This window comes from Aequorivita marisscotiae, assembly GCF_029814825.1.
Taxonomy (GTDB): domain Bacteria; phylum Bacteroidota; class Bacteroidia; order Flavobacteriales; family Flavobacteriaceae; genus Aequorivita; species Aequorivita marisscotiae.
The window spans coordinates 2245515-2261730 of sequence record NZ_CP122379.1; the positions used below are offsets into that span (position 1 = coordinate 2245515).

Annotated in this window: 21 protein-coding genes; 8 read left to right on the forward strand and 13 right to left on the reverse strand. The window is 37.9% G+C overall.

Annotated elements, in window-relative coordinates:
• Positions 1-17: 17 nt before the first annotated feature.
• The 3 genes from QCQ61_RS10025 (at position 18) to QCQ61_RS10035 (ending at position 2669) form a co-directional block, all read left to right on the forward strand.
• Entirely contained in the window at positions 18-1157 is a 1140-nt protein-coding gene (locus tag QCQ61_RS10025; RefSeq protein ID WP_279447510.1) for a PepSY-associated TM helix domain-containing protein, read from the forward strand.
• A gap of 317 nt (positions 1158-1474) precedes the next feature.
• A complete protein-coding gene (locus QCQ61_RS10030) occupies positions 1475-1831 on the forward strand; it encodes a hypothetical protein (protein ID WP_279447511.1) in 357 nt (118 codons plus the stop codon).
• 49 nt (positions 1832-1880) lie between these two features.
• On the forward strand, positions 1881-2669 hold the full coding sequence (locus QCQ61_RS10035; protein ID WP_279447512.1) for a hypothetical protein: 789 nt from the start codon (positions 1881-1883) through the stop codon (positions 2667-2669).
• 469 nt (positions 2670-3138) lie between these two features.
• Here QCQ61_RS10035 and QCQ61_RS10040 read toward each other — a convergent pair whose 3' ends face one another.
• The 3 genes from QCQ61_RS10040 to QCQ61_RS10050 form a co-directional block, all read right to left on the reverse strand.
• Entirely contained in the window at positions 3139-3801 is a 663-nt protein-coding gene (locus tag QCQ61_RS10040; protein ID WP_279447513.1) for a nucleotidyl transferase AbiEii/AbiGii toxin family protein, read from the reverse strand.
• Between the two features lie 10 nt (positions 3802-3811).
• Entirely contained in the window at positions 3812-4294 is a 483-nt protein-coding gene (locus QCQ61_RS10045; RefSeq protein WP_279447514.1) for a helix-turn-helix transcriptional regulator, read from the reverse strand.
• Between the two features lie 66 nt (positions 4295-4360).
• Positions 4361-4660 (reverse strand): hypothetical protein, encoded by a 300-nt coding sequence (locus QCQ61_RS10050; protein ID WP_279447515.1) that lies wholly within the window; start codon positions 4658-4660, stop codon positions 4361-4363.
• Positions 4661-4949: 289 nt separating this feature from the next.
• Between QCQ61_RS10050 and QCQ61_RS10055 the strand changes: the two genes are divergently transcribed.
• Positions 4950-6533: a hypothetical protein gene (locus tag QCQ61_RS10055; protein WP_279447516.1), complete on the forward strand. Its 1584-nt coding sequence runs from the start codon at positions 4950-4952 to the stop codon at positions 6531-6533.
• A gap of 534 nt (positions 6534-7067) precedes the next feature.
• Entirely contained in the window at positions 7068-7523 is a 456-nt protein-coding gene (locus QCQ61_RS10060; RefSeq protein ID WP_279447517.1) for a hypothetical protein, read from the forward strand.
• Between the two features lie 54 nt (positions 7524-7577).
• Here the strand turns inward: QCQ61_RS10060 and QCQ61_RS10065 are convergent, their stop codons facing one another.
• The 5 genes from QCQ61_RS10065 to QCQ61_RS10085 form a co-directional block, all read right to left on the reverse strand.
• Complete coding sequence (locus QCQ61_RS10065) at positions 7578-8165, reverse strand: DUF1989 domain-containing protein (RefSeq protein WP_431605813.1); 588 nt, start codon at positions 8163-8165, stop codon at positions 7578-7580.
• A 10-nt stretch (positions 8166-8175) separates the two neighbouring features.
• Positions 8176-8625, reverse strand: coding sequence for an MgtC/SapB family protein (locus tag QCQ61_RS10070; protein WP_279447519.1), 450 nt, complete (start codon positions 8623-8625; stop codon positions 8176-8178).
• 16 nt (positions 8626-8641) lie between these two features.
• Positions 8642-9310: a guanitoxin biosynthesis heme-dependent pre-guanitoxin N-hydroxylase GntA gene (gene gntA, locus QCQ61_RS10075; protein WP_279447520.1), complete on the reverse strand. Its 669-nt coding sequence runs from the start codon at positions 9308-9310 to the stop codon at positions 8642-8644.
• 113 nt (positions 9311-9423) lie between these two features.
• Positions 9424-9684: a lipid-A-disaccharide synthase N-terminal domain-containing protein gene (locus QCQ61_RS10080; protein WP_279447521.1), complete on the reverse strand. Its 261-nt coding sequence runs from the start codon at positions 9682-9684 to the stop codon at positions 9424-9426.
• Positions 9685-9686: 2 nt separating this feature from the next.
• Positions 9687-10208 (reverse strand): DUF421 domain-containing protein, encoded by a 522-nt coding sequence (locus QCQ61_RS10085; RefSeq protein ID WP_279447522.1) that lies wholly within the window; start codon positions 10206-10208, stop codon positions 9687-9689.
• Between the two features lie 260 nt (positions 10209-10468).
• Here QCQ61_RS10085 and QCQ61_RS10090 point away from each other — a divergent pair, with 260 nt between their 5' ends.
• The 3 genes from QCQ61_RS10090 (at position 10469) to QCQ61_RS10100 (ending at position 12370) form a co-directional block, all read left to right on the forward strand.
• Positions 10469-10681 carry a hypothetical protein gene (locus QCQ61_RS10090; protein ID WP_279447523.1) on the forward strand — a complete coding sequence of 71 codons (213 nt, stop codon included), beginning with the start codon at positions 10469-10471 and terminating at the stop codon, positions 10679-10681.
• A gap of 158 nt (positions 10682-10839) precedes the next feature.
• Entirely contained in the window at positions 10840-11559 is a 720-nt protein-coding gene (locus tag QCQ61_RS10095; protein WP_279447524.1) for a leucine-rich repeat domain-containing protein, read from the forward strand.
• Between the two features lie 223 nt (positions 11560-11782).
• A complete protein-coding gene (locus tag QCQ61_RS10100) occupies positions 11783-12370 on the forward strand; it encodes a hypothetical protein (RefSeq protein WP_279447525.1) in 588 nt (195 codons plus the stop codon).
• Positions 12371-12560: 190 nt separating this feature from the next.
• Here QCQ61_RS10100 and QCQ61_RS10105 read toward each other — a convergent pair whose 3' ends face one another.
• The 5 genes from QCQ61_RS10105 to QCQ61_RS10125 all read right to left on the reverse strand — a co-directional run bounded on the left by QCQ61_RS10105 (position 12561) and on the right by QCQ61_RS10125 (position 16123).
• A complete protein-coding gene (locus QCQ61_RS10105; RefSeq protein ID WP_279447526.1) occupies positions 12561-13157 on the reverse strand; it encodes a TlpA family protein disulfide reductase in 597 nt (198 codons plus the stop codon).
• 77 nt (positions 13158-13234) lie between these two features.
• Positions 13235-14890, reverse strand: a complete 1656-nt coding sequence (locus QCQ61_RS10110) for a bifunctional metallophosphatase/5'-nucleotidase (RefSeq protein WP_279447527.1) — start codon at positions 14888-14890, stop codon at positions 13235-13237.
• A 10-nt stretch (positions 14891-14900) separates the two neighbouring features.
• Positions 14901-15287, reverse strand: a complete 387-nt coding sequence (locus QCQ61_RS10115; protein WP_279447528.1) for a sulfur reduction protein DsrE — start codon at positions 15285-15287, stop codon at positions 14901-14903.
• A 12-nt stretch (positions 15288-15299) separates the two neighbouring features.
• Complete coding sequence (locus QCQ61_RS10120) at positions 15300-15719, reverse strand: DsrE family protein (protein ID WP_279447529.1); 420 nt, start codon at positions 15717-15719, stop codon at positions 15300-15302.
• A gap of 5 nt (positions 15720-15724) precedes the next feature.
• Entirely contained in the window at positions 15725-16123 is a 399-nt protein-coding gene (locus QCQ61_RS10125; RefSeq protein ID WP_279447530.1) for a DoxX family protein, read from the reverse strand.
• Positions 16124-16216: the final 93 nt, after the last annotated feature.

Genomic DNA, 16216 nt, shown 5'->3' on the forward strand with positions numbered 1-16216 from the left:
TTTTCAATATCACTTACATGAACTTTAAAAAAATTATATTCCAACTGCATAAAATACTCGGCCTCTCTACGGGCTTAGTAGTTTTTGTGGTGGCCATTACGGGCTGCTGTTGGGCATTTCGCGAGGAAATTGAAAGCCTTTACGACGATTATAAAAAAGTAGAACCTCAGCAAACTGCAATCTTAACGCCCACGGAAGCAAAAGATATTGCAACCGCTGTCTTTCCCCAGCAAACAATTCACGGTACTCTTTTTAAAAAGGCTGATGATGCCATAGAGGTTATTTTTTATGACCCAGAACCCGAATTTTATCAAAGTGTATTTCTAAATCCGTATTCCGGGAAGGTTATCCAGGTTGACGATCACCTCTCTGGATTCTTTCCCTTTATGCTGAAAGGGCATATGCGCCTGTGGCTACCAAAAAAAATTGGGGAACAGGTAGTTGGGATTTCAATATTGATATTTATTGTGATCATCATTTCGGGCTTTATTTTATGGCTGCCTAAAAAGCGAAAAAATCTAAAACAGCGGGTAAAATTTGACTGGAAAAAAACCACCAAATGGAAACGCAAGAATTTCGATTTACACTCCATAATCGGTTTTTATGTATGTGCGCTCGCCTTGATTCTGGCATTTACAGGCTCGGTAATGTCCTATAACTGGCTGAAATATGTTGTGTATAAAACGGTTGGAGGGGAAAAGGAAGCGCAATTTATTATTCCTGAAAACAGAACTGCAGCCAGCAATAATGATAGCATTGTACCAATGGACTATTTGATAGTAAAACTTCAAAAGGAATCGCCGAATGCAACGGCCTATGAATTGCATTATCCAAAGACGCCTGAAGAAAGTATTTATGTGGAAGTATCCAATAGTGAGGGCCTGTATTATAATGCCGACTATCGGTTTTTTGACCAATACACCTTGGAAGAGATTGAGACTCCCGGAATCTACGGAAAATATAAGGATGCAAAACTTGCCGATAAAATTCTGAGGATGAACTACGATATCCACATAGGCGCTATTGGGGGAATAGCCGGTAAAATAATAGCTTTTTTTTCAAGCCTGCTCATAGCAAGTCTTCCGGTTACGGGAGTTTTATTGTGGTATGGACGCAATTATAAAAAGAAGAAGAAGAATAAGAAGAAAGACTCTTAAGGTGAAAGTTGTATGAACAGCGAACGTTTAAAAAAGCTTATGAAACTTTTGGTTTAAAATCTATAGTAATATAGGAGATTTTGTATGCAAACTGCTTAAAAACAGTACAATACCACAACAAAAATCCTTTATTAAATTCAGGTGGTTTATTAAGGGTGTTTCTTACTATTGTGAATAGGGTAAACCTCGGGAAGGCCAACCTAATCCACCCACTAAAGATCAAATTTATAACGATCCACCTAGCTGGCGCGCGTTTGCAACGCCTGGCAAAATAATTTCTTAACTGCGGCACAGCTATAATTAATTAAAAATAACAAATGAGTTTTTCAAGAAAGGAAATGGTGGCAAGTTATGTAGCCAAGGTGGGTAGTGGAAGTTTAGACTATTCACAAATAGCTGCGGAATTCAAAGCCAAGGGCATAGACCAGAAAGAAAGCACGGTTTTGCTAAGACGTATTGATAGGGATCTGTTGCGAATGGCGGAAATGGAAAAGCGTCGCCAGTCTGGAAAAAATATGATCTTGGTAGGGCTAGGGATTGCCTTAATTGGAGTTGTCTATACACTGTTAAGCTATATTCGTGTTTATGAAACTGGGGGTTCGTATCTTCTGTTTTATGGCCCTGTTTTAAGTGGCATTGGCATTGCTGTTCTAGGGAGGATGCGTATGGGGTAAAGTTGATTTGCACCATCAAGGGGGATTTATAATCTGTAAAAAAAAACTTATGAAAAACATACTTATATTATTTAACCTGTTAGTTATATCATTGAACTCCTTTGCCCAAAGTGAAATTACCTATGAAAAGGGGGAGCTCCACTCAGAAAATCAATTGGGGATTGATCTATTCTATTTTGTGCATCAAACATTTGCGGATGCTTTTTATATGACAGATTTATACAAACAACTTAGTGATGATGAAATGTATTCCATTTTGCACACTGCCTATTATTCAGTTACAAAAGACCAAAAGGTGTTGGTAAAAATAAAACAGCCAAAAGGAGCAGTTGCTCGGTTGGGTTTTAATTTTATGGGCAATACTGAAAAACTGGGGGATATATTGGTGCTAGCTACCAATTTTAACAGAGAAAGCCGCACTTTCGAAAAAAAAGTTGATCCAGAACAATCTATTTATAGATGGTATAAAATTGAACAAGGAAAATTGGTGTATCGAAAAGATTTATATTCAAAAGAAGCAGAAAAAGAAAACCGTGAAAAGAATTCATATTCCCTAATAGGCATGTATTTATTTGATGACAATTTTGAGAATGATGATAAAGTGAAACCATTATTGGATGAATTACTGGCCTCAGATAAAGAAGATATAGAGAAACTATATGGTTATTTATATTTAGGGGAATATTGGATTTTAAATAACAACTTGACAAAAGCGGAAGAAGCTCTTAATAACCTTAAAGATCTATTGAGGAATAGCGAATCTATTCCTAAAGGTTATTCTTTAATTGCAAATATGGCAACTACGGAGTTGGAGATGATGAAAAGATTCAATAATTAAGCTAAATGACAGAATTTACGGAGTTATACCAACGGCTCTCGAACAGGGAGCTTTTTTGTTACTGAAGTATCTAAATTTAATGACTTTTTGAAGCGGAGATAAGTGGATTTATCGAGTTACAATTTCCTAACATATAGTGGAATTGACCCATTCATTGTTTGTAAAAGTGTACGCGGCAAGACACGGGGGAGACGCCCGCGCCAAGGACTTAGAATATTCCATAAGATTTTGGAAATTGGTTGGAGTACTTTAAAATAGAGTAACAATGTAAATGCTATGTGTTAATGGACACGCTTTGCAAAAGCGCGACACGAGATGATAATTAAAGACCAATGAGTTATGCTATTGAGGTGCAGAAGTAGTTCTTGCTTTAATTCTATCTATTGAGGACATGAGCGGGACGCTCGCGCCAGCGGGGGGGGAGATGTTGTGTTTTGCTCTATTTGTAGCCATAGATTTATTTTCCGATTTAGTCAAATCCATTTTTAGTATTTCTAAAAGCTTCAATATTAGTAACTATATCATCCTTTATAAACTCCCAATATTTACCTAACAGACAAATGGGATCAAAATCATCATCTGCCTGTGAAAAATCTATGAAATTTTGGAGTATTAGTGTTGCATCGTGAGTATATGGATGCCGCTGCTTGTGTAATGCTAGCATTTGTTCAATTGTGTAGTTGTCAAACAGCGCATGCAAATCCCAAAAATCCTTTTTTCTTCCTCCACGCTGGACCACATCTATTTTCATTGCAATGATTTCCGGTACTGACGCTAGACGAATTGTATCGATTAATAACAGGGGTTCTATAAAAGTATCAGTATGGTAAACATCAAGCTTTACAGCATTATTCTCATTTTTACCTATAAAATAAGACTTACCGATTGCAGGAGCTATATCTAAGTGGTCAACATATGGAAAATGCGCTTGTAGATATGCTGTTATCTCTTCAAAATCTATTGTGCCATAGGGAACATCACTAAAAAGATCAATATCTACAGACTCCCGATGGCCTATTTGAAGACTAAGGGAAGTACCACCAACAAGTCTGAAGCTATTGAACTCTTTGGCAGTCATTAACTGTAATAAGCAATTGCGAAGTAAATTGCTTACTGTGTTGTAGTGTAGCATCTTCCAAAGTTTAGTTGGCGGAAAGTGTATAAGGTTTTCTGCTTATTGAATTCAATACATCATCTACTTTCTGTTTACCATAAAAACGAATAATCTCACTTTTCTCAGTTTTATTACCACGTTCAAATATTCTTTTAATAGCTGCTTTATATTGTTTTTTCCAATCAATATGCTTTATATCAGTATCCCAAAAAAGTGAATTGCGCAATAAAGCAAGATTAGGGGTTTCAGTTTGTTGTTTTTCTTTTTCTATACGGATGTCGTAATAAGTCTGTAAGATTGCCAAGATACCTTCTTCCAATCCCATCTTTTCCTCAATTTTAAGCGCCAAAGCTGTGTTTAGATTTCTCTTGCCTTTCGTAATGGCATTCAAGGTTTGTGGATGCTCATTTATAGCAATTGCAAAGGGGCGTTGTTTTAGGGAACGCTTTTTAAATTCACGTTCCAAAACAATCCCTGGGTGTATGCCTTTGTATTTTAGTAGCGTATCCACACTACAAATATAAACAAATTTGTTTACACTTTATATGCAATGTTCCTAACACGCAAAGTTTATAGCCTAAGTTCTAGTGTTAGGGTTGAGGTTTTCGGTTGTCGGTTGTCGGTTGTCGGTTGTCGGTTTTCGGTTGTCGGTTTTCGGTTGTGGGTTGTCTGTTGTCTGTTGTCGGTTTTCGGTTTTCGGTTTTCGGTTTTCGGTTTTCGGTTGTGGGTTTTCGGTTGTGGGTTTTCGGTTGTCTGTTGACTGTTGTCTGTTGTGGGTTGTCTGTTGTGGGTTGTCTGTTTTCGGTTGTGGGTTGTGGGTTGTCTGTTGTCTGTTTTCGGTTGTGGGTTGTCTGTTGTGCGAACTGACAGGTATCAAATTTAATATTTATTTTGATAAATTGGTGTGTAGTGCCTTCTAAAATATCCCTTTTAGTTGGACAAATTATCTGGTTTGATTATTGGAAAACCAAATTTTAATTGGTGACCGATTCAATTTTAATATGCAAAGCGCAATTAAAATTAGGATTGAGGTCAGCATGACATCAGTGCTTAAACTCCACATCCCTTGTTGATTGAGCTTCGTACTTCTAAAATACCCTTTTTCAAACTTGAATATGCCCATACTATAAAAGAGCTTTGTTATTGTAAGCCTTAAAAAATATGTTATGGAAACAATCAATAACTTATCATTTGAATCATTGCCAGAAGCAATTGGTTTAAAACTACAGCAGTTAATAAAGGAACTTCCTATAGAGAACATTTTCTTTTATCCCGCCACTGCCACAACGCCATCCCACCTTATAATTACTGCAATTGATGGTGTGAATATGGATGTTATCGAAAGCAGAAAATGGCTGCGTTTGGCCTTAAAGGATCGGCAGGTACTGTTTCATGTACTAGGTTCCCGCCAAATGCGGTTTGCCTATAAAAATGGTAATCCATTTATTCCTAGTTATTGTACCAAGAGTGGGTTGCTTTATCAAAACCCAGACTTTACAAAACAACTGTCAACAACTTGGAAAAGCTTTAAAAGGCGCTTTAAAAAATATGACCATGAATACTTTCATCAGCATGATATACTGATGACGTTAGCGAATAAGTTTTATGACCTTGAGGCCCGAACAAGTGTATTTTTAACCTACATTTCCATTTTTGAGCATCACCTTACCTATTTGGAAAACTTATATATTGGGCACCGTTTCTTTAATACGCCAACCCAAAGAATAAAATACCTAGCCCAATACCTACCGTCTATTGAAGCACTGTTTGTTAAGCAAAATGGAGAAACCTTTTATCTTATTGCCCAACTGGAAAAAGCCAAAGAAGCGGCTAAGGAAGCAGATGAAATTTATATTAACTGGGAACTCTATACAGCAATCAACGAGGTGGAAGGACAATTGTACGCGATGGTCTCCGATCGTTTTGGGGAGCTAAAAAAGCGTATAAAAGCCAATAAATCAACAGATGAAACCGTAGAAACACCATCCATAATAAATACTGTTGACCAACAGTTACTTCAGGTTATTTCCCAAATAAACAAAATAAAACAGACGGAAGAAATTTTCTGCTTCCACAAAACCCAAACAGCATCAAAAACCTATTATTATCTGCTTTTAATAGGGAAGGGGCTTGGTACGGAAATCTTAAATAGTATGCAACAAGCTGTAATGGCTATGTTTAATGATGCCTATAATGTAATCCTTATAGGGCATAGCCGAATATGGATTCAAGAACGCAACTTTATTCATCAAGACTTTTTTAAAAATATAATGATACCTGAAAACCGGGTTTATACATACCAAGAACAAAACTTTACTATGCATTGGGAACATCCGTATAAAGCCAATTACGGCGATCTGGATTATATGTATAAAGCCACAAATGGCACGATTTGTAATTATTTTGTATTAAGGGAAGGGGCAGAAAAGGAGAATGGAGAAGGTGTATATGAATTATTTTCAAATGCTATTCTCAGATTTTTTAGAACCTATGTGTTTGCAAAACTATCCTACCAACCGCATTATCTATCTGCTTACAATTTGTGGATGTTATGCCTATATGCACAACCCAAGCTTGGGAAAATAGCCTATTTATTTGAAAAGCTGAGTGGGGATGCTTTTTTTAAGGAGGTGGATTACAACAGCAGATTCCATCACGGTTTAAACAGAATGACTGAAGAAAAGGGAGTACTTATGGATGAGATATTGAAAGTGTTGGGGGAGGAATTGAAGGTGGTTTTGGAGGGTTAGAATTTTTGAAATTTAGGGTGGGATTCTGGCCATGAATGCTTTTTCTGGCCACGAATGCTTTTTCTGCCACGAATGCACCTAACTTTTTGCCACTAATGCACGAATTTTATTTAAACTGAATGGATTGGAGCGGGGGTTTATTGCCACGAATGCGCACTAATGTTCTTATTGCCACGAATGCACGAATTATATTGGAATCTGATCGGATTGGAGCGGAGTTTTATTGTCACGAATGCGCACTAATGCTTTTTTATTGCCTCGAATGCACAAATTTTGAATTAAGCTGAATGGATTGGAGCTGGGGTTTTTTTGCCACGAATGCACGTATTTTGATGGAAGCTGAATGGATTGGAGTGGGGGTTTATTGCCACGAATGCACGAATCTTATTTAAACTGAATGGATTGGAGCGGAGGTTTATTGCCACGAATTCTCGAATTGTTTTTAAAGGTTTGTTGGGGTGGGATTGGGTTTAGTATGGGGTTTAACTATATAATTATTATATTTTTAGTCTTAATTAATTATTCATATTAGGAATGAATACTTTTTGCACTATGAAATGGTTTGTGATTTGCTTTTTATTGATGGTTCCGTTGATTGTTAATGGGCAAACGTATATTCGAGAGGGGAAGGGAGATTATAATACCGTAATCGCTACTTGGGATGGCAAGTATTTAAGACAGGGGAAAGGGAATTACAGTACCGTATTATACACCCTTACCGATAAATATATACGGCAAGGGAAAGGCGATTACAATACGGTGTTGGCTACTTGGGATGGCAAGTATTTAAGACAGGGGAAAGGCGATTACAATACAGTGCTATACACTTGGGACGGAAAGTATATACGGCAGGGGAAAGGCGATTACAATACGGTGCTTTACACCTTTGACGGCAAATACGTACGACAAGGCAAAGGGGATTACAACACGGTTTTATATACCATTTCTGGGGAAATGCCTATTGAGATTTTACTATTTTCTTTATTGTAAAGTCGGTTTTTAAAAGGGCATAATCTTTTAAATCAGCTTTTACTTTTCTCAGCATTATCCCTTATGGCTTATAATTTTATAGTGAATTGGTTTAAAGGTTCCACCATTACTATCTTCAGCAGAACAGGCGGTGAGACCCACTATTAGGTCCATTTGCGCTTCAAATAACACATAATCATTTGGCTGGCTCATAGGAGGTAGTACCGAGAGCTTGCCCTTACTGTTAAATTGTACATTCATAAAAATATTAAAGGCCGTGGGGATGTCGTCTGGCAAAATATTGTAGGCCGCCAGATTTGTATATAGATTTTCAAAGCAACTGGGGTGATATTCGTGGTTGTTATACATAATCTGAAAGGTTTCGGGGCTACAGGGCGCCAACAGAAAATCGTTACGACCGTTGGTGTCTTCCAACAGTTTTATCATTTTACGACTTCGGTTGCTCCACAAATAGTTGCCTTTGCTTATAAGAATGGATTCTTCAAAATCTAAAGTTTTCCCCGATGAAATCTTTTCGCGGATATCGTGCTGGTTAAAAAGTACCATATCGCTAACCTGCATTCCCTGCGGATCGATTACCTGTAATTGTTCGCCTTTTTTTAGGGTAAAGGCAACTCCCGTTTGCGGCGCTATTTGCTGAATTATATTCACTTTAGTTTTCAATTTTATTTTTGTGATTATTCTTATAAATCTTTCTATTGTAATACCCCATCACCAAATTGATTATAACAATAATTAGCGTACTGGCGGCCAGTTCAATATACATTCCCATTCCCGCCAAACACCCTAGGGCGGCACTACACCAAATAGCAGCCGCGGTGGCAAGTCCGGAGATTTCCTTTTTTCGCTTAACGATAACTCCGGCGCCCAAAAATCCAACACCCACAACTATCTGCCCTGTTATTCGGCTTAAATCTACGTATTCAACATGAATATATTGAAATGATATTCCCATAAAAATGGCAGCACCAACTGCCACCAAGGCGTTGGTTTTAAGTCCTGCATTTTTATCTTTCATCTGTCTCTCAATGCCCACGCAAACGCCGGATATCATTGCAATAACAGCATTTAGAATAAATTCGATTGTAGTTACTGGTTCCATTTATATATGGCGAATATTATTTATGGTGAAATGGGCATTTCCACTTTTCCTCTACTTTACGTCCGCTGTACTGTCGCGCTTCACTTTCCTTTCCAAAATCCTGTAATACGGGGTTTATACTGCCTTGTAGTTGGGCATCGCGTTCCCGAATTTTATCCCGCACTTTGGTATATACCCCCATTTCGCGCAATTTTTCGAATTGGTGATGCAAATTAAATACAAGTGTTGGGTAGGGGGCTCTACGGGCTTTTCGGCTTGCTTTTGGGTGTAGGCCCACAACGTAAAACGCTTTCCCAGCAATACTAAAACTAAAGTTGGGATCTTCGGGATCTTTGCTTACGGTGGCATCCCACGCCTCGGTATCTCGATCGTGAAGAAACTGTAATTGACGCCATAACAGGTTTTCAAATTCAATTTCGCTCACGGGTTCATCTTCCGGAAATACAGCGATAAACGATTCAAAATCTTTGCTTTTAAAATCGTAAGCCGAAATATAATTTGCTAAATCGGTTATCAAGGTGCGGGCGGTAGTTTTACTTCCCAATTGATCATAAACCTTTAGATGGAATTTTTCCATAGAAAACACCGTATTCGCCATAATACACGGGTGGTTATCTGCAATGATAAAGTCTTTAAAGTCGCGCGTAATTATATCGGTGGTGGGAGAATGTACTGATGGTTCCATAGCTTTTTTTTGAAAAATATTAAATATGTTTTGTGCAGGCTATGTATTTAATATTTTCTTAGTAGCTATTTAGTGCCTTTTTAACAAGATTAAGCTAGCGGAGTGCAATAGTGTTAATCTTCCGACTTATAGCGCAACATAATTACCAACATAGATAGGTTTAGTAAAAATGAAATTCCGTTAGTAAGGATAATGGGATAATCTGTTTTAATAATTCCATATACCACCCATAGGCCAATGCCGCCCAAGAGCAATACAAACATAAAAGGCGAAATATCCATCACCTTTTTGGTTTTCCACGACTTTATTAGCTGTGGCAATACGGCTACGGTAGTTAGTATTCCTGCAATAAAGCCTATTATTTGGTCTTCCATATTTATACGGCTACATCGGTTAAGAGCCACGATTTTAGATTGTTGTTGATGTTTTTACTGTGCAAGACGGTAATATCGCCTGTGGTTTCAAATACTACCGCCTCAATTTCTGAATAGTCGCTAACATTTGCTTTCCGCAATTGGGCACGTAAATCGCCTTCGGTTACTCGGGCTTTTTTTAAGTTGTTATACAGAATAATATCTTTCTCCATTAGCAATAAAGGGGTGTTGTCTATAGCCTTTCTAAAGGATTTATAGCGCCTAAAGAAAGCTGCCGTAAGCTGAAAAAAATAAATGGCGAGCAAGCCGAGTGCTCCTTCTGCCAAGGAAACGGTACTGGACAATACGGTGGTTGCAATGAGCGAACCCACGGCAACGGTCATTGCGAAGTCGAAACTAGACATTTTAGAGAAACTGCGCTTTCCGAAGATGCGGGTAAAAAGTATTACCAATAGGTATATTCCCAGGCAGCTTAGCACAATTGTATAGGCGCCGGAAAGTGAGATATTTAAGAGGTTGTCCATCGTAACATAATTTTGTGAAATTTAACTGCCCCGGAATCCAGGATTGGCTACTTGTTTTGAATTATTAAAAGCACTGATGAATTAAGGGCACGTTTTATTTTGATTAAATTATTGATCTAAAAATAAAAATCGTTGTGCATACATAAAACTGCTTTATCAATGTTTTAACGCTTTTATAGTAAATGCGGTAGGGGTATAGATTTTGAGATTATACTTTTGACCGAATTGAAAGATACGTGACAGCAAAACCCTAACGATGAATGAGACATTTTGAAATTCAGGGCATGGATACGGAATATTTAGGAAATACAGATGCCATTTCAGAAGAAGTGATCTATGATGACCAGGAGGGTACAGTTTATTACAAAGGCACCGGTCTTATTCTGAAGTATCTTAATGGGGAGGAAGAACCTGTTATTATTTTAGGACAGGATCGGATTAAAATTGCCAATGAGGAATACGAAAGGATTTAAAGTGCAATGGGGAAGCCGATGCAATCGCTTTCTATTTCTTGGGATGAGCATATATATTTGTGGAATATTTTTAAAGGAAACTAAGATATAGTTCTTATATTTATAATAGTATATGCTTGAACCAATATAAAATGTTCTATCCCAACCTAAGTAAAGCTATGAAGTTCATAAGAATAATACTTCTATTTTTCGTAGCGCAGTTTATAGTAATATCGTGTTCCGAGGACAATTTACCAATAGATCCAATTCCGCAAGAACAAGAACAAGCACAATATTTTAAATACACTATTGGCGAAGGACCCTTTGTTTATTTTGAAGACCTGATTTTTAAGGAACTGGTATTAAACAATTTTGAGATCAACACCAATAAGGACAATGAAATCAGTTTTCAGGAAGCCAATGCATTTAAGGGTACAATAGATGTATCGTTTAAGGGTATTCAAAGCTTGACCGGTATTGAAAAATTTGTGAATATAGTAGCATTGAATTGCGCTAATAACAAGTTAAGCACGCTGGATGTAAGCGGTAATCTCAATTTAGAATTTCTCGGCTGTGGAAATAATCCACTTACCGAAATTGACCTTAGCTATAATGTAAAATTGAAGAACCTCGACATAAGAACAACCAAGCTTACGCACTTAGACCTTAGCGATAACACAAATCTTGTGAGCATTAGGGCTATGTGCAATTACAGCTTAAAGACGGTTGATGTTGCCAACAACAATAACGATAAAATCCTGATATTCTTTTTTGGGCTTCAGAATAGCGCTTTGGAGTGTGTTCAGGTAGATAATGTGGCATATTCAAATACCGCGACCAATTGGAGGATTCCGGAAACGGCAATCTATTCGTTGAGTTGTTTTGATAGCGTACTTTAAAAATGATCCCAACATCAGCTGGAGCTTTTCGCTCATGTCCTTTTGAGCAACAGATTTACCCATTTATAGCACTTTCGGTTTTAGCCCTCCCAAACTTTTATATTTATACAGACTGCTCCCTTAACTTTCCCTAATTAGCTACTTGGGGCGTCGAGTGATAATGATTTACTGTAATTTTGTAAAATTCCGTATCTTAAGCCTTCATTTAAAAAAACATGCAATTATGAAGAAACTAGCGATTTTACTCGTATTTATGATAAGTATTTCGGCTTTAGCACAGGACAAAATTCTGCCCAAGGACATTCAAATTAAAACAGCAGTTCTCGCTGCGCCTGAAATGTACCGCGATGCTGCCACTGTACTCGGCTATAATGAAGAAGGTAAACTAATTACCTTACGCGAAGGAACCAATGGGATGGTATGTCTGGCAGACGACCCCAAAAAAGAAGGCATAAGTGTAGCCTGTTATGGCGCCGAACTGGAACCCTTTATGGCGCGTGGTAGAGCTTTGATTGCCGAAGGTAAATCTAACGAGCAAAAGCAAGAAATTAGAAAGCAGGAAATTAAGGAAGGGACGTTGAAAATGCCAGCGGAACCTTCTATGGTGTATGTTTTGGCGGGGGAAGAAAAGGATTTAAACACCGAAACCGGCGAGCTTTTAAAAAGCAGAATCCGCTACGTAATCTACAAACCTTATATGACAGGTGAAAGCACAGGCTTACCCACAAAACCACAAACCCCCGGAATGCCGTGGTTGATGGATGCCGGCACGCACCGCGCGCATATTATGATTACTCCTGCTAATAAGTAAAACAATTGCCGCGAGCTTCAGCTCGCGGCAATACTAAAATGAGCTAAAGCTTTTAACAACACTAAATATTGAGCTAAAGTATGTGGCAAAATCAATTGCCACGTGCTTTAGCTCGTGGTAATTAAATAGAGGTAGAGACCTGGGCTTTAGCCCAACTTCCAGCACCCCGCATGCAATCGCGCACAAGCTGTTAAAGAGTCTTTAAAAAATCTTTAAAATCCTGACGGTTGTAATCGGCCATGCCTTTGTGTGTAAAAATCAACTCCCCTTTAGAATTTATAATAAAAGTAGTGGGGATGCTGGGCGAATCATACATTTTCGGTATTGCCGCGGCTGGGGCGTAAACTTCAAAATTGAAATTATTTTTGTCTTTGTACTTAATAGCTTTTTCAAACTTCTGATCAAAAGAAACCATTAGCACTTCAATTTTATCTTTGTCAATATCGTTGTACATTTTGTTTATACTTGGCATTTCAGCAACGCAGGGAGGGCACCACGTAGCCCAGAAATTGATAAATATTACTTTCCCTCTATATTGCTCCATTGAAACCCGTTCGCCTTTAGAATTCATCAATTGCAAGTTGAAATCGGCTTTAGTTGCAGTTAGCTTATTGGCTTCAGAATTCTCTTCAATTTGTTCTACATTGGGGTTCATTACACCAGTGGCTAACAAGCCACGTTGCGCGAAACCAATAATCTCGGTATGCAACCCTGAAAAGTAAATTCCAAGAATAATTATTCCGAAGAGTCCGTATTCTATGATATGTTTTTTAAGTTTCTTATTCATAATTGTATGTTTTTAGTTCTCTACTGCGCTCGAACTAACAAGTGAGCGCCTTTAAAAACTTGTTTTTGGATTTTTATTTATTTAAAAATGTAATCGGTGCCAGGCACGGTTGAAAAGGATTTTTCACCTAAATAATCACAATACGCGCGCTTATCCATTCCTGGACTAATAGGCGAATGTAATTTTAAATATTCTTCCACCACTTCGTGAATTGTGTAATCTTTAGTTTCCACATCTATCACATTCGGCATTCTGCAAAGCAAATCTTCGGGATCTCCCGGGCGCTCGCAGGCTGAAATTGTATAATACCTGTTTTCGTCAATTGGTTCGCCGTTAATTTCAACAGATTTTATACGTTGGTTTTTTTCATTCTGACTGTGAAATTCTACTTTCATCCCCGAAAATCGGACCAACCAACCCCCAAAGCGTTCGGTAGCATTTTGGGCGAATGCGTTGTGCATTTCTTTTTCTAGCCACGTTTTAATTTGTTTCCCGGTAGCTTTGCCTGTTTTTACTGGTTCATTCACAGGCATCAGATTCCAAAGATTAGCGCGGGTAATTGGCGCTGGTTTTCCGTTTTCCGGCACTATGGGATTTCCAAATCTAAACCCATTACTGATAGCTATATCGGCTCCAGTTTTCCATCGAGCGGCATCGGTAATTAAATTGTCCATTGGGTTTTCAACGGTTAAATATCTGTACATTGGTGTGTTGGTATAACCCACAATAGTCTCCAGATTTTCTTTATACGGCGCTTTATTTTTATCTACAATGGCCTGTATTTTGGGGTCTGCGGGATAAATTTCTGGATCTACATCCATCAATTCGTAATCGTCTTTCACCAATTTATTATCGACAAAATACAAATTCAGTTTCCCCACAAACGACCCAAAAGCACCGGGTTCAGTAACTTTTGCGTACTTGCCCTGTATAGGTTTGCGCACACGCTCGTGGGTATCATTGCCCAAAATATAATCTACATTTTCAGCTATCGGACTGCTCGCCAGCTTAACTTGCTTGTAAATGCCAATATGGGTGATGAGAAACATTACATCTATTTTCTCTTCAACTTTTATCCGGTCTATCAATGTTTTTACACTGTTATCAACATCGGTGAAATTGATGCCTTTACTAAAAATAGGGTTTTGTCTAACAGGAACTTGTGGGTCGTTAATGCCAACGAAACCAAGCCGAATACCAGCAATCTCCTTCACCATATACGATGGAAATAGATTCTCGTTTGAATCTTCGTGCAACATATTTTGAACAATAGTTGGCGTATCAAATTTTTTATAGACTTCCAGCATTCTCTTTTTCCCATAGATCACCTCCCAATTACCGGGAACCAGTAGGTCGTAATTCATGTTTTTAATCACATCTGCCATAACTTCTCCTTCAGAAAACGCTACGTAACCGCTACCTTGTATCAAGTCGCCGCCGTCAACGATAAAGGTTTTACCGGGGTTTTTAGCGCGTTCTCTGTCAAACAAGGTTTTTATTTGGGCTAATCCGCCGCGTTCTTTGAAGACAATTTCTTCATTTTCCCAAAACAATTCGGGGTGCGGGTCCATTTGCCCGTGAATGTCTGCCGTTTGAAGAATCGTAATTTTTAAAGTGTCTTGTTTATGGCTGTTGAATTCACTTTTCTCTATTATTGACGGGCTTTTCCAAGCTAATACAGCTACAAGACCGATTAGAGGAATTATATATTTGAATGATTTTTTAAGTTTCATTTTTACTGTTTTATAAGTTTAAAATTTTATATCCCGCTTTTTGAAGTTGGAAGGCGTACAAAAAAGCATTGTCAACCACGTTTATTTCCTTCGGAAGTGTATTCGGGTTAATCTGCAATCGGTCTAAAGACATTTTGCAAACATTAACCTTCACATTAGACTTTCCTGCCCAGCCGATAAATTTTTCGGTTTCAGGTTTGAGTATGTCTGCAACGTTTTTTCCGTAGAGCACTATTTCAAAATTACCGTCCGTAGCTAATTCATCGGCAGCGAGGAGAATAGGTTTTAATTGCTCCACTTTGGTGGTGAGCACCATAAAATCCTTTGGTTCACTAGCTTTTTGCGCCATTGCGCCGAGGCTTAATACCAGAATAAATATTTGAATGATTCTTTTCATAATTCTTATGTATTAAAGTTCTAAGCTTAAATAGCCTTTTTTCTGAAGTTCTAAATTGTGGAGAATTCCGTTGTCCACAATTTTTATATCCTTCGGAAGTTTTTTAGCATCAACATGAAACTTGTTGAGTGAAAAACCGCAAGCAATGATGTTGGCGCCAACTTTTTCGGCTGCTTCTAAATGTGGTTGTAGCTTTTCAAGATCGGTTAAATTGCCTATTTCCTTTCCGCAGACAATGATTTCAAATTTGCCAAAGTTGGCGCCGTCTTCTTTTGCTAATGCTGTTGCAGCGAGTAGAATGGGTTTTAGTTGCGCTACTTTTTTTGTGAGTACTACATAATTGTGGGTTTCGGTTTCTTGTGAAAAAGATTGTTGCGTATTTCCAAAGATGAAAAAGGCAGATAATATAAGGGTTGAAAGCATAGTTTTCATAATATTTATTTTTTAAAAGTTTGTATATCGTTTAAAATAAAGAACAAAAGACCGCCAGCAATGGCTATATTTTTAAATAAAGGGCCAAGACTGGTAATTTGTCCCACTTGAATTGTTATTGTAATAGGTAGCAGAATAAGCAGCAGTACAATGGCAGCCCAACGTGTTTTAAAACCTATTAGAAGGCTAATTCCCGCTATTAGCATAACAATGCCAGAAAGAATTACCATAAGCTCTAAGTTTCCGAAAAAGAGTGCAAAACCTTTGAAACTTGCCATTTCAATGCGCTGAACGGTTTTTTCAATATTGATTAAATGACCGAAGCCAGCTACTAAAAATATTCCGCTCACCATAATACGGAGCAATTGTACAGAACGCTTGCTCACCGTTATAATTGGAGTCATAATTATAAAGTTTAAATAAGTAATGTGTAATTTATTGGTCGAGGAATAGATTTAGAATGTTCAAAATCTAATGGGTTCGCCAATAAGAATAAA

Coding starts and splice junctions, on each gene's coding strand:
- QCQ61_RS10025 (WP_279447510.1), top strand. CDS start 18: ATGAACTTTAAAAAAATTATATTCCAACTGCATAAAATACTCGGCCTC.
- QCQ61_RS10030 (WP_279447511.1), top strand. CDS start 1,475: ATGAGTTTTTCAAGAAAGGAAATGGTGGCAAGTTATGTAGCCAAGGTG.
- QCQ61_RS10035 (WP_279447512.1), top strand. CDS start 1,881: ATGAAAAACATACTTATATTATTTAACCTGTTAGTTATATCATTGAAC.
- QCQ61_RS10040 (WP_279447513.1), bottom strand. CDS start 3,801: ATGCTACACTACAACACAGTAAGCAATTTACTTCGCAATTGCTTATTA.
- QCQ61_RS10055 (WP_279447516.1), top strand. CDS start 4,950: ATGGAAACAATCAATAACTTATCATTTGAATCATTGCCAGAAGCAATT.
- QCQ61_RS10060 (WP_279447517.1), top strand. CDS start 7,068: ATGAATACTTTTTGCACTATGAAATGGTTTGTGATTTGCTTTTTATTG.
- QCQ61_RS10070 (WP_279447519.1), bottom strand. CDS start 8,625: ATGGAACCAGTAACTACAATCGAATTTATTCTAAATGCTGTTATTGCA.
- gntA (WP_279447520.1), bottom strand. CDS start 9,310: ATGGAACCATCAGTACATTCTCCCACCACCGATATAATTACGCGCGAC.
- QCQ61_RS10080 (WP_279447521.1), bottom strand. CDS start 9,684: ATGGAAGACCAAATAATAGGCTTTATTGCAGGAATACTAACTACCGTA.
- QCQ61_RS10085 (WP_279447522.1), bottom strand. CDS start 10,208: ATGGACAACCTCTTAAATATCTCACTTTCCGGCGCCTATACAATTGTG.
- QCQ61_RS10090 (WP_279447523.1), top strand. CDS start 10,469: ATGAGACATTTTGAAATTCAGGGCATGGATACGGAATATTTAGGAAAT.
- QCQ61_RS10095 (WP_279447524.1), top strand. CDS start 10,840: ATGAAGTTCATAAGAATAATACTTCTATTTTTCGTAGCGCAGTTTATA.
- QCQ61_RS10100 (WP_279447525.1), top strand. CDS start 11,783: ATGAAGAAACTAGCGATTTTACTCGTATTTATGATAAGTATTTCGGCT.
- QCQ61_RS10105 (WP_279447526.1), bottom strand. CDS start 13,157: ATGAATAAGAAACTTAAAAAACATATCATAGAATACGGACTCTTCGGA.
- QCQ61_RS10110 (WP_279447527.1), bottom strand. CDS start 14,890: ATGAAACTTAAAAAATCATTCAAATATATAATTCCTCTAATCGGTCTT.
- QCQ61_RS10115 (WP_279447528.1), bottom strand. CDS start 15,287: ATGAAAAGAATCATTCAAATATTTATTCTGGTATTAAGCCTCGGCGCA.
- QCQ61_RS10120 (WP_279447529.1), bottom strand. CDS start 15,719: ATGAAAACTATGCTTTCAACCCTTATATTATCTGCCTTTTTCATCTTT.
- QCQ61_RS10125 (WP_279447530.1), bottom strand. CDS start 16,123: ATGACTCCAATTATAACGGTGAGCAAGCGTTCTGTACAATTGCTCCGT.